Raw genomic sequence first — 13,205 nt, 5'->3', positions numbered from 1 at the left:
TTTGTAGAATTGCGAGAAAACGAAGTTTGGAGCAATTCGTATATCATATACAAGTATATTTGTTCGATTCATGACCCGAACAAATATGAGGAAAACACGGAGGTGCTGATGGGAGCGCAGAATGTATTGGAATTTTTGGAAGGGACATCTGATATTGCGGTTGCTATCAGACTTATCCTTGCCACATTGTTTGGAAGTCTCATAGGATGGGAGAGAGTTGTCAAAAGACATAGCGCAGGCATCAAGACCTTTGCCCTTGTGAGCCTTGGAAGTGCTGTAGCCACAGCTCTAAACATATATCTGGCAGAACTGCCTGGCCTAAATGCAGATGTAAGCCGTATTCCAGCCGGAGTTGTAAGCGGAATCGGATTCCTGGGCGCTGGAACTATCCTGGTTACAGGAAGGCAGCAGATAAAAGGCCTTACAACAGCCGCATCCCTCTGGGTTGCATCCTGCATGGGAATGGCAATCGGTGGAGGATACCTGATTGTTGGAATCATCTGCTTTGCCCTTGTTATGCTGGCTAACATCGTTCTTGTGAATCTCAGCAAGGTTGTTGAATCGCATAGCAAATACATCAGTGTCTATGTTGAAGTCAACAAGGGAGGCGGAGCCAAGAAACTTACCAAGTGGCTTTCTGAGCAAGGCTACAAGGTCAGCAGCATGACCAAGAGTAAGGAAAAGACAATCCAGTCCTCCGATACTGCAATCATCTTTGATATTGATTTTGACAAAAAGAGATCACACAGAGAATTCCTTGATGAGATAAATGAGCTGGAATATGTAAGTTACGTTGAGGAAGTTTAAACAAAACAATAGTAAATACAAGACGAGATATAGCCTCGTTTTATTATGAAAAATGGCAGCCCTTTCGGCTGCCATTTATTTTCTCTTATTATTTAGCTGAGCAAATACCAATAACAAAATCACCCCAATAGTTCCAGAAGTTCTTCCTTGGTAAGGGTAGGACTACTAAGAGATCCGGAGTTGAGCAGTTCATCTGCCAGCTCTTTCTTTTTATTCTGCAAAAGAATTATCCTCTCCTCGATAGTATTCTGCATGATCAGCCTGTATACTGTCACCACATTCTTTTGTCCAATCCTGTGGGCCCTGTCAGTAGCCTGATTCTCCACGGCCACATTCCACCAGTGATCATAGTGAATGACAATATCAGCAGCAGTAAGATTAAGTCCTGTTCCGCCAGCCTTAAGAGAAATGCAAAATACAGGAGTGTCATCTTCCTGGAAAGCATCAACCATCCTGATTCGGTCCTCTTTTTTGGTGGAGCCAGTTAGGAGATAGTGCTTTATTCCCTCTTTTTTCAAAAGATCAGTAAGTCTGTCTAGCATAGATGTAAACTGTGAAAAGAGAAGAATCTTATGACCACCTTCTGCAGCGCTCTTGATCATTTCAAGGCACAGATCAGCCTTGGCACTTCCGCCACTATAATTATCATAAATAAGCCCTGGATCACAGCACAACTGCCTTAGCCTTGTGAGCTCAGCCAGGATCATAATGCGGTCTTTTCTAAAGTCTTCATCACTCTTTGAGTCTACCATAAGCTTTATCTGCTGCAGATGAGCCCTGTAGAGCTTTTCCTGCTCATCCAGCATAGGCGCGTAGATATTTTCCTCAAGCTTATCAGGCAGCTCTTTTAACACATCCTTCTTAAGACGCCTTAGAATAAATGGATTTATCATGCGCTTAAGCCTTATCTTGGCATCTTCATCCCCATCAAGAATAGCAGGTGATTCGATAGACTCCTTGAAGTGCTTGTAGGTAAAAAGATATCCCGGCATGCAGTAATCAAAGATGCTCCACAGCTCGCTTAGTCTGTTCTCTATAGGAGTTCCTGTGAGCGCAACCTTAAAGGTGGACTTTATTGATTTAACAGCCTTGGCAATCTGAGTTGTGGCATTTTTGATAAACTGCGCCTCGTCTATTATCTGACAGTCAAAAGAAATATATTTATAAAGCTCAATATCACGCCTTAACAGGTCATAGGAAGTGATCAGCACATCAGTGCCTTCCTCCTCAATTTCAGAAGTAACCCTTACTCTGTCAGCCTTTATGCCAACTGCCAGTTCGCACTTTAATTCCGGTGTAAAGCGCTTTATCTCATGCTGCCAGTTGTAAACCAGAGAAGCAGGGCATACCACAAGACTACAGCGGTTTTTGAGCCCTTTCTTTATATTCTCCTCCTTGATGCTTACAAGAAGTGACAGTATCTGCAGGGTTTTGCCAAGACCCATGTCATCAGCCAGAATTCCGCCAAACCCATTGTGGCGAAGAGTTCTAAGCCATAAAAAGCCATCCTTTTGGTAATCCCGGAGAACGCCATTTAGCGAATCGGGCACCTGGTACAGGTTATCGCCAGTTGTGGCAAAAGAACTTACCAGGTCCTTGAACTGTCTGGACCGGCTAAGATGGAAACCTCCATCATCGCCCAGAGAATCCAGCTCATTAAGGAAAAGAGCTCTGTATCTTGGAAGAGAGACGTGTCCCTCATAAATGTCCTTGGAACTTAGTCCCAGACCTTCATTCAAACTAAACAAAAGATCCATCTCTTTTGTCTTAAGGTCAAGGATATCCCCGGATTTAAGCCTGTAGTAGCGCTTTTTCCTGCGATATCTGGACAAGATTTCTGTAAGTTCCTTGGGGCTTATATCTGTTGGAACGATAGAAAGCTCCAACAGGTCTGCAACTACAGAAACACCCATATTTACGCCTGGAGCAGTTGTTATGTTTACAGATCTTATGGCATCTGATAAATAAACTTCTCCAAAGGTAGAAATATCAGGAATATCATTTGCTATGAAAGAAAAAAGTTTATCTTCATCGTCGCCCTCAGCTTTTAGGACAAGAAGCCCCTTTTGACTGTCAAGGCTGTCAAAGTGATTGCTGATAGCCTTGATAATAGCGCTTTCCTGATGAAAGTTTCTCTTAATTAGCGTAGCGCTGCCATCATCTGAAGAACTGTTGCCTGAGAATCCAGAACTAATGGAGTCTTTGCCATTTCTGTTTTGGGTATCAAAAAGGTGAAGCACCTCTTCATCAGGAAATCCTTCGTGATAAATTACCTGTATATCACAAGTTATAGTAACGGAATCAGGCATATCAAGGTATATCTTAAATTTCGGAATATCTGGTGAATATCTGGCCGGGTTAAAACCATCGCTGCTTATATTAAAAAACTGCTCTAAAACAGGATAAAGGCCTGTAGAAAATAGTGAAAGATCCTTATCTGATATAAACAGCTCATTTTCAGTTCTTCTGGAAGATAAGAACTTAAGGAAAGGAATAACTTCCTCGCAGTCCTTTCTGGGGATTACGTTGATCTTGCGCCTTCTCTCGAAATAGATATTAGAATATCCCTCAAACATGGTAAAAGAGCCAGATTCAAAGGTAATACCTGTTTCAACCTTCTCGATTCTAAGGTCAATATTAGGAAAAACGGGAACTATGTCCACGGGACGTTTATCATTGTATCTTGCTCTGAAATCGGAATTAAGGAAATATATACTGGAGACAGAGGCAAAAAATTCGTCTATTTCATAACCTGAGAGCTCAATTTCTTTTGCGTGGCCTTTTCCATAGGAATATGGAGATGAGTAGGAAGCAAAAGCCTCTCCAAGCTGTTTACCTCTGAAATAGTTCTTTAAAAAGCTTATGATCTTCTGGCTTTCCTCTGAAAATGCTGTCAGATCATGGGTAAATTCAAGGTGTTTACCATAACTTACGATTTCTCTTTCATCTATAGCTTTTAAAAGCTCGGCTATATCTTTTAATACATAACTATGTCCGCTAATACCAGAGCATATGTTAAAAGAAATATATAATTTGTCATGATTTAGAGTAACATGCGGCTGTAGAACAACAAGATCACCCTTCTTGTATATGGATGGAGTCTCGCTTTCCGGAGAGTACTCTTTTAAAAGCTTTTTAGTTTCAAAGGATGTATAGTGGAACTGCTTTTGAACATCAGAAATAAACCGCCTTCCAGAGGCGGTTACGTATTCTTTTTTTGAGTTGTCAGAAAAATTTGTGCTCATTTAATTTATTATATACAAAATCGGCCTATATTTCTATGATTTCACTGCTTTTGCAATATAAAATTTTTATCATAATTAACAGACCGGCCTGATCATCACTTCATTTTTGCTGCATTTCTTCGTGATTATTACATATGGAGTTGCGCACCATTGCGCAAGTATAATGTAAGACATAGGCGGAATAAATATGAGGAATAAGCAATTTACCTAGTAAATTAGCGGTTTCCGATTGGTCTTTATGGAGGGAAAAAGAATGAAAAAATGGGGAAAAGCGCTTTCTGTGGCGCTGGCTTTAGCACTGTCTTTTGGACAGCCACTGGCCATAACAGCAGAGGCAGAAGAAAGTGAAACGGATAAAGAGCCTTCTGTTACAATCTTAAATTCTGACATGTCCGCTGACATCTGGGGAAGCGATAGCGGATGGACTGTAAGCGTTGATGACTGGGATGCAACAGGTGCCAGCATCAAGAGCTTTTCTTACTCATCAGATCAGTGGATGGATTTGCCATCAGATGGGTCAGACACAGGCGTTAATTACTGGTTTGGCGAAGGTGATGGCGTACTTACATTTTCACAACAGGTAGATATTCCTGCGGGAACTTATATCTTTTCCACAGAAGCAATGGGAGAAAAGAGCTCTTTTACCCTTTCTGTTGGTGATGAAAAAAGTGATGAAGTTTCCCTTACAGGCTATAATAACTGGCTTACTGGAAACCTGGAATTTACAGCAGAAGAGGACCTTGACAAAGTGACACTTGCGGTTTCCTTTGATGTTTCTAAGGACGGCTGGGGATATCTTAATAACGTAGTTGCCAAGTACAAGAATACAGGAAGCTCTGAAAGCGGCGACGAGCCAGGAACTGGCGAAGATCCAGATCCAACAGAGACCCCTTCAGAGGATACAGCAGTGGATGCAGATATTTATGTGGAAAAAGTAGCAGGAGTTGATGACAACTTCATTACAGGCGCGGATCTTAGTTCATATCTTGCTGAGAAAAATAGCGGTGTAAAGTTCTACGACTATGAAGGCAATGAGCTTGATGATCAGGGATTTTTTGATTTCCTGTATCAGGGCGGAACAAACTACGTTAGGATCCGTGTCTGGAATGACCCTAAGGATGAAAACGGCAATTTTTACGGCGGTGGAAACTGCGATATAGAAGTAGCTAAAAAGATAGGCAAATGGGCCACAGATGCAGGAATGAAGGTCCTTATTGATTTCCACTACTCTGATTTTTGGGCAGATCCTGGCAAGCAGACAGCGCCCAAATCTATGGCTGCAATGAGTGCAGATGAGAAGGCTGTTGCAATTAAGACCTTTACAGAGGATAGCTTAAAAGAGCTTCTTGATGCAGGCGTAAATGTTGGCATGGTGCAGATCGGCAATGAGACCAATAACGGCGTTTGCGGGGAAAAGAGCTGGGACGGCATGAGTAAGATCTTTTCAGCAGGAAGCAGTGCTGTAAGAAAAATAGCACAGGATTATAACAAAGAAATCCTGGTGGCTGTCCACTTTACAAACCCAGAGACCAGCGGAAGATATGCAGGCTATGCTCAGAAGCTTGATTCCTACGGCGTTGACTACGATGTTTTTGCTTCATCCTATTATCCATACTGGCATGGCACTTTGGATAATTTAAAGACAGTTCTTTCAAATATAGCAAGCACCTATGGCAAGAAGGTAATGGTTGCTGAGACTTCATACCTTACAACCTTTAAGGATGGAGACGGATCTGGTAATACAGAGCATGAGGGCAAGGCAGGTGATGTCTTTAACTATGACATTTCTGTCCAGGGACAGGCTAACTCTGTTCGTGCTGTAGTAAATACAGTTGCAGGAATAGACGGTGGTATCGGCGTATTTTACTGGGAACCAGCTTGGATTCCAGTTCAGGTCTATGATGAAAGTGCAGATAATGCAGCAGAAATCCTGGCTCAGAATAAAGAAATCTGGGAAACCTACGGAAGCGGCTGGGCTACCTCTTTTTCAGGAAGCTATGACAAGGACGCTGTGCAGTGGTACGGCGGAAGTGCTGTAGATAACGAGTCCTGGTTTGACTTTACAGGCCACCCTCTTGCTACAGCAAGACTTTATAGCTATATCAGAACAGGCACGACAGCCAAGATTACAGTTACTTCAGTATCTGCAGGCAGTGTAGAAGTTCAAGTTGGAGAAAATGTCGCTCTTCCAGAGAAAGCTATAGTTAAATATTCAGACGGCTCAGAAAAAGAAGCAGATGTTACCTGGAATGAAGATGAACTTAAAAAGGCAGTGACTGCAGGCGTTGGAACTTATACCATAACCGGAACAGTTACAGTTGACGGCGAGAACTACGCTGCTAGCGTTGAGCTTGTTATTAAACCTGTTAATAACCTTGTAAATCCTGGCTTTGAGGATGCTGACATGTCAGCCTGGGTTATCACAGATAAAAATTCATGTGTTTCAAGAAAGAACGATTCCAGCAACGTTCGCTCAGGTGCTTACTGCCTGCATTTCTGGGACAATAAGGAAATATCCTACACAGTAGAGCAGAAAGTAACGCTTAATAAGGGCGTATACAAGCTTGGATGCTATCTTGAAGGCGGCGATGCCGGAGAAAATGCAGAGTTTCTGCTCTATGCAGTTTCAGGTGATGACAAGCTCACAACAAATACAGGTGTTACAGGCTGGCAGAACTGGGCAAATCCAGAGGTTACAGATATCAAGGTAACAGAAGATGGTACAGAAATAACAGTTGGTGTCAGTGTAAAAGCACCTGCAGGCGCTTGGGGAGCCTTTGATGATTTCTATCTGTACAGAACAGGTGATGCGGGATCTTCAGAAGAACCTACAGATCCTCAGGAGCCAGATGAGCCACAGGAGCCGGAAATCACAGGCCAGTGGCAGACAAAGTGGGGCTCATATTACTACGTTTACAGCGATGGTACAAAGGCTCAGGGCTTTACTGAGATTGAAGGCGCAATTTACTATTTCAACTCCAAGAATCATATGGTCAGAAGCTCTTTTGTAACAGAGGGCGATAACACCTATTATCTTGGCTCTGACGGCAAACTCGTCACAGGCTTTATGACAAAGTGGGGACACAAGTACTACTTTAACAGTGAAGGCCAGATGCAGACAGGCTTTACAGATATTGATGGCAATACTTATTTCTTTGACCAAAAGGGCAAAATGGTAGAAAGTAATTGGATTGACCAGGACGGCAAAAGATATTACGCCAAAAAGGGAGGCGCTCTTGCCAAAAACGAGACCATCACCAAGTGGCTCAAGAAGTATACTTTTGATGAAAATGGTGTTTTGATCAAATAATTATTTATGATTACACTTACGGCTCTAAACTAGGGAAAACTACGTTTAGAGCCATTTTTTTATCCTATATTTCATTGACATGGAATGCTCTATTTTGTAAAATAATAACGCATGATTTTGTATTCTATTTATCTTACGCAGCGGGAGGAAATATGTCTAGAAAAGCCACAATCACACAAAAAGAAATAGTAAATGCAGCATTTAAGATAACCAAGAAGGAAGGCTTTGAGCAGATCACATCAAGAAAGCTTGCGGCAGCAGCAGGATGTTCAACTCAGCCTATTTTCCGTATCTATGAAAATATGGATGGCCTTAAAAAGGACGTTTATGACAAGGCAGCTGCATATTATGAGGATTATTACAACGATTTTGAGAAAACTCATGAGGTTCCGTTTGTAGATCTGGGACTTGCTTATATTGGTTTTGCCCAGAAGTATCCTCATCTTTTCAAACTTCTTTTTGTATCAGGACAGGGAGCTGACAGCAGGAGCATGTATGATCTGGTTAACGGCTCCAATGAGAATGTGGTAAAAGAGATCAGTAAAGCCAAGGCTAAGGGAGCTGGCGATGCTCAGCAGCTCTTTATGCAGATGTGGATATTTATTCACGGTGCTGGATGTATGGCTGTTACAGGTGATTATGACCTTGACGAGGCTTCATCAGTTGCTTTACTTGAATCTGCTTATAAGGCATTTAGCATTGGCTGATGTGAGGACAGGGTATGAAGTTTGACGAGGGAGTTGACGTAATTACCAGGATAAATGAGTGCTATTCACGGATGAGTAAGGGCAAGAAGTCAATTGCCACCTATATCTGTGACCACTACGAGCAGGCAGTTTTCATGACTGCAGCAGAACTGGGCAAGATTGTGGGAATGAGCGAATCCACTGTGGTTCGTTTTGCCATGAGCCTTGGGTATGATGGTTATCCTGCATTTCAAAAGGCACTTTCAGTATGGGTCAGCGACAAATTTGGCTCTGTGGAGAAGGTTGGCAGGAAATTTGGCAAGAGTAGTGAGGGAGAGATACTATCAGCTATCCTCAGATCAGATATCTCCAACATTGAACATACCATTAACAATATTGATGTGGCGGCCTTTAGAACAGCTGTAGATATAATTTTAAAAGCCAGAACAGTTTACATTGTAGGCATAAGATCCTGCGAACCACTTGCAGATTTTTTGCATTTCTATTTAAATATCATAAGGGGCAATAACGTACTGATCAGAACCACAAGCGTCAGCGAGATGTTCGAGCAGATGATCAGGATAAGCGACAGGGATTGCATCATTGGTATCAGTTTTCCAAGATATTCCATGAGAACCCTTAAGTGCATGGAATTTGCCAATGACAGAAATGCCAAGGTTATCACCATTACGGACTCAGTGCATTCACCTATGAATCTGTATTCATCCTGTAACCTTCTTGCTAAGAGCGAGATGGCATCAATTGTGGATTCTCTGGTGGCACCGCTTAGTGTGATAAATGCACTGGTTGTGGCTTTATGTATGAGAAAGCCCCAGGAGGTACAGGCAGACCTCAAGATGCTTGAGGAGGCCTGGAATAACTATCAGGTATATATCGGCGATGAAATCGACTTCGCTTCAGATGCACCTATGATAGGCTACCCTTTTAGGCAAGATAAGGAAAAGAGTTAATGAAGAAAATTGCAGTTATCGGCTGCGGTGCGGCCGGAATGATGGCGGCGCTTGCTGCTGCGGAGAGCGGCGGTAGCGTCACTATTTTTGAAAAGAATGAAAAACCCGGTAAAAAGATCTATATTACCGGAAAAGGCAGATGTAATGTGACTAATGCCTGCCAGGTAGAGGATTACTTTGGATTTGTAAAGAGAAACCCAAGGTTTTTGTATAGTGCGGTCTATGGTTTTGACAACAGCGCAGTTATGGACTTTTTTGAAAGCCATGGTTGTAAACTTAAGGTGGAGCGCGGCGACAGAGTATTCCCTGTTTCCGACCACTCATCAGATATTATCAACACCTTGTATAGAGCAGTGGTTAAGGCTGGAGTAGATGTGCAGTTTGGAACAACAGTTAATTCTGTTGAGAGCATGCAGGGGGCTGTCAGCGCCATAACCTATTCAAAAGGCGATGATCCTATTACAAGAGAAGAGTTTGACAGCGTGATCGTCTGCACTGGCGGCATGTCTTATCCGTCAACAGGCTCAACAGGTGATGGCTACAAATTTGCAAGAGACCTGGGTCACACCATTGTGACACCGCAGCCATCACTGGTTCCATTTGAAACACAAGAGGAATGGTGCAAGGACCTTCAGGGCCTATCCCTTAGAAATGTTGGCCTTAAGATGTTCCTTGAATCTAAAAAATCAAAACCTGTATACGAAGGCTTTGGAGAAATGCTTTTTACCCATTTTGGTATAAGCGGCCCTCTTGTTCTCACAGCCAGCTGTCATTATGAAAAAGATAAGTCTGCCAAGATCTTTTTAGACCTTAAGCCTGCTCTTTCTGAGGAACAGCTTGATAAGAGAGTTTTAAGAGATTTTGAAGAGGGGCTCAATAAGTCCTTTAAGAATATTTTGGGAGGTCTTTTCCCTTCCAAATTGATTCCTGTTATGATAAAACTATCAGGTATTGATCCGGAGAAAAAGGTTAATGCGATCACCAAAGAGGAAAGGACAGCCTTTGTTAAACTGATCAAGAACCTTCCACTCACAGTTACAGGAACCAGAAGCTTTAACGAAGCCATCATCACACGAGGCGGAGTCAGTGTAAAAGAGATCAATCCATCCACCATGGAATCCAAGCTTGTAAAGGGACTTTTCTTTGCCGGAGAAGTCATCGATGTTGATACAGAAACTGGTGGATTTAATCTGCAGGTCGCCTGGTCTACAGGCCACCTCGCTGGCGAGCAGAGCACTTGCTGAGCTGAGAGGATTTAGCGAGGTTTTTTCGAGCTTAATCCGAACGTCTTCCGGCGAGCGAAGCGAGAGCGGAAGTTCCTTGATAATGAAAAAAATACAGGAGAAAAATAATGGGTAATATTGCAATTGATGGACCTGCAGGCGCAGGAAAGAGCACAATCGCCAAGATGGTAGCCAAGGAGCTTGGCTTTGTATATGTGGATACAGGAGCAATGTACAGAGCAATGGCTCTTCACATGATAAATAACGGAGTACAGACAGATGATGCCTCTAAGATCAGCTCTACCTGCCAGAGCGCAGACATCACTATCAAGTACGAAAACGGTGAGCAGGTTGTATATTTGAACGGCGAAAACGTAAATGGCAAGATCAGAACCGAGGAAGTTGGCAAAATGGCTTCTGTCAGCAGTGCCAATGGCGATGTCAGAAAAAAACTTGTGGAGCTACAGCAGAAGCTTGCCAGCGAAATAGACGTAGTAATGGATGGAAGAGACATTGGAACAGTGGTTCTTCCAGATGCACTTTTAAAGGTATATCTTACAGCCAGCTCAAGAGTTAGAGCCGAGAGACGTTACAAAGAGCTTGTAGCCAAGGGAACTGAGTGCGATATAGATGTTATCGAAAAAGATATCATCGACAGAGACTATAGAGACATGCACAGGGAGAATTCTCCTCTTATGCAGGCAGAAGATGCCGTTTTAGTTGATTCTTCTGATATGACAATTTCTGAAGTTGCAGAGAAGATCATTAGCCTCTACAAGGAACGCGCTTGATTATTTTTTGAATTTGATTTGGAGTATTTATGGAAGTAATAGTAGCTGAACATGCTGGATTTTGCTTTGGTGTTACCAAGGCAGTTGATACAGTTTACGAGCAGATAGCTAAAAAGTCTGATGGAGAAAATGTGGGTAATATCTATACCTATGGACCAATTATCCACAATGAGACTGTAGTTTCTGACCTTGAGAAAAAAGGTGTTAGTGTTATTGAGAGCATTGAAGACCTTAAGAGCCTTGCTGGGGAGCTTGAAGAGAAAAGAAAAATCGGCTCATCAGATGAAGACAAGGCTAAGGGCACAATAGTTATCCGTTCTCATGGCGTGACAAGAGAAGTCCAGGAACTTATTGAGAAAACTGGTCTTGAAGTTATTGATGCCACCTGCCCTTTTGTTAAGAGAATCCACAAGGTTGTTCTTGAAGAGAGTAATAAGGGCGCCAGCATTATAGTTGTTGGAAGTGCGAACCATCCAGAAGTGGAGGGAATCGTAAGCTATGTAAATGGAAAAGTTTTCGTGATAGACGGTCCAGAAAGTGCCGAAAAATTCAGCGAAAATAAGGAAACGAATTACACGGTTGTGGCCCAGACTACATTCAACAAGAAGAAATTTCAAGAAACCGTTGAAATCTTCAAAAATAACGGTTACAATATTAATATTGTGAATACTATATGCAATGCAACTGATGAACGTCAGACAGAAGCCGAGGAAATTGCATCCAGAGCTGATGCCATGATAGTGATTGGTGGTGCGCACAGTTCGAATTCCAGGAAACTCTATGAAATCTGCAAGGAGAAGTGTGCAGACACATATTTTATTCAGACCCTTGAGGACTTGCATTTAAATTTGACAGGAAATGTTAAGCTCATTGGGATTACCGCCGGGGCATCGACCCCAAAGAACATTATCGAGGAGGTTCAGAATTATGTCAGAACAAACTTTTGAACAGATGCTTAACGAATCGTTCAAAACAATTCACACAGGGGAGGTTGTTGAGGGAACTGTTATTGACGTTAAGCCTGATGAGATAATCCTCAACATCGGCTACAAGTCCGATGGTGTTCTTACTAAGAACGAGTACAGCAACGACAACAGTATTGATCTTACAACCGCCGTTAAGGTTGGCGACACAATGGACGTTAAGGTTCTTAAGACCAACGACGCTGACGGACAGGTTATTCTTTCATACAAGAGACTTGCCATCGACAGAGGCAACAAGAGAATCGAAGAGGCCTTCAACAACAAGGAAGTCCTTACAGCTAAGGTTGTACAGGTACTTGAGGGTGGCCTTACAGTAGTAGTTGATGAAGTTAGAATCTTCATCCCAGCAAGCCTTGTTTCTGATAGCTATGAGAAGGATCTTTCCAAGTATCAGGATCAGGAGATCCAGTTTGTTGTAACTGAGTACAATCCTAAGAGAAGAAGATATATCGGTAACAGAAAGATGCTTGTTTCAGCTGAGAAGGCTGAAGCTGCTAAGAAGCTCTTTGAGAACATCAAGGCTGGCGACGTAGTTGACGGTGTTGTTAAGAACGTTACAGACTTCGGTGCATTCATTGATCTTGGTGGAGCTGATGGACTCCTTCACATCTCAGAGATGAGCTGGGGAAGAGTTGAGAGCCCTAAGAAAGTATTCAAGATTGGCGATACAGTTAAGGTTCTTGTTAAGTCTATCGACGGCAGCAAGATTGCTCTTTCTAGAAAGTTTGATGATGAGAACCCTTGGAAGGACGCTACAGAGAAGTATGCTGTAGGCAACGTTGTAAAGGGTAAGGTAGCTAGAATGACTGACTTCGGCGCTTTCGTAGAGCTTGAGCCAGGTATCGATGCACTCCTTCATGTTTCTCAGATTGCCAAGGAGCACGTTGAGAAGCCAGCTGACGTACTTAAGGTAGGTCAGGAAGTAGAAGCTAAGATCGTTGATTTCAACGAGGATGAGAAGAAGATCTCTCTTTCAATCAAGGCTATGTTCGCTCCTGAGAAGGAAGAGGAAGCTCCTGCTGAGGAAGGCGATGTAGTATCAGTTGATATCGACAAGGTTATCGCTGAGCAGAACGAAGAGAACTAATCTCTTTTAACTTAGAAGAATAATAGAGCTGATGGTTATAATGAATAGCCATCAGCTCTTTTTAATTAAAACGAAATAGTATTTATATTTATTTAATTTTAC

Annotated in this window: 9 protein-coding genes; 8 read left to right on the top strand and 1 reads right to left on the bottom strand. The window is 42.5% G+C overall.

Annotation, left to right across the window (positions count from 1 at the left end):
- Window positions 1-807, top strand: an 807-nt coding sequence (locus G631_RS0111850; RefSeq protein WP_330365704.1) for an MgtC/SapB family protein, incomplete at its 5' end; no start/stop codon positions are given.
- 119 nt (window positions 808-926) lie between these two features.
- On the opposite strand, the gene G631_RS19025 is transcribed toward G631_RS0111850, so the two are convergent.
- Window positions 927-4,052 (bottom strand): DEAD/DEAH box helicase, encoded by a 3,126-nt coding sequence (locus G631_RS19025; protein WP_051197189.1) that lies wholly within the window; start codon window positions 4,050-4,052, stop codon window positions 927-929.
- A gap of 253 nt (window positions 4,053-4,305) precedes the next feature.
- Here G631_RS19025 and G631_RS0111840 point away from each other — a divergent pair, with 253 nt between their 5' ends.
- The 7 genes from G631_RS0111840 (at window position 4,306) to rpsA (ending at window position 13,103) form a co-directional block, all read left to right on the top strand.
- On the top strand, window positions 4,306-7,362 hold the full coding sequence (locus G631_RS0111840; protein ID WP_026489634.1) for a glycosyl hydrolase 53 family protein: 3,057 nt from the start codon (window positions 4,306-4,308) through the stop codon (window positions 7,360-7,362).
- A 152-nt stretch (window positions 7,363-7,514) separates the two neighbouring features.
- Entirely contained in the window at window positions 7,515-8,069 is a 555-nt protein-coding gene (locus tag G631_RS0111835) for a TetR/AcrR family transcriptional regulator (protein WP_026489633.1), read from the top strand.
- Between the two features lie 14 nt (window positions 8,070-8,083).
- Window positions 8,084-9,019, top strand: a complete 936-nt coding sequence (locus G631_RS0111830) for a MurR/RpiR family transcriptional regulator (RefSeq protein WP_026489632.1) — start codon at window positions 8,084-8,086, stop codon at window positions 9,017-9,019.
- Window positions 9,019-10,263, top strand: a complete 1,245-nt coding sequence (locus G631_RS0111825; RefSeq protein WP_026489631.1) for an NAD(P)/FAD-dependent oxidoreductase — start codon at window positions 9,019-9,021, stop codon at window positions 10,261-10,263. Before G631_RS0111830 ends, G631_RS0111825 begins: the two co-directional genes overlap by 1 nt.
- A gap of 107 nt (window positions 10,264-10,370) precedes the next feature.
- On the top strand, window positions 10,371-11,033 hold the full coding sequence (gene cmk / locus G631_RS0111820) for a (d)CMP kinase (protein WP_035789760.1): 663 nt from the start codon (window positions 10,371-10,373) through the stop codon (window positions 11,031-11,033).
- Between the two features lie 29 nt (window positions 11,034-11,062).
- Window positions 11,063-11,980, top strand: a complete 918-nt coding sequence (gene ispH, locus G631_RS0111815) for a 4-hydroxy-3-methylbut-2-enyl diphosphate reductase (protein ID WP_026489629.1) — start codon at window positions 11,063-11,065, stop codon at window positions 11,978-11,980.
- Window positions 11,961-13,103 (top strand): 30S ribosomal protein S1, encoded by a 1,143-nt coding sequence (gene rpsA / locus G631_RS0111810; protein ID WP_026489628.1) that lies wholly within the window; start codon window positions 11,961-11,963, stop codon window positions 13,101-13,103. Before ispH ends, rpsA begins: the two co-directional genes overlap by 20 nt.
- Window positions 13,104-13,205 lie beyond the last annotated feature (102 nt).

The sequence above is a fragment of the Butyrivibrio sp. XBB1001 genome (genome assembly GCF_000424505.1).
Taxonomy (GTDB): domain Bacteria; phylum Bacillota; class Clostridia; order Lachnospirales; family Lachnospiraceae; genus Butyrivibrio.
Note: the sequence above shows the minus strand (reverse complement) of the source record. Positions and strands in the feature narration are given on the sequence as shown.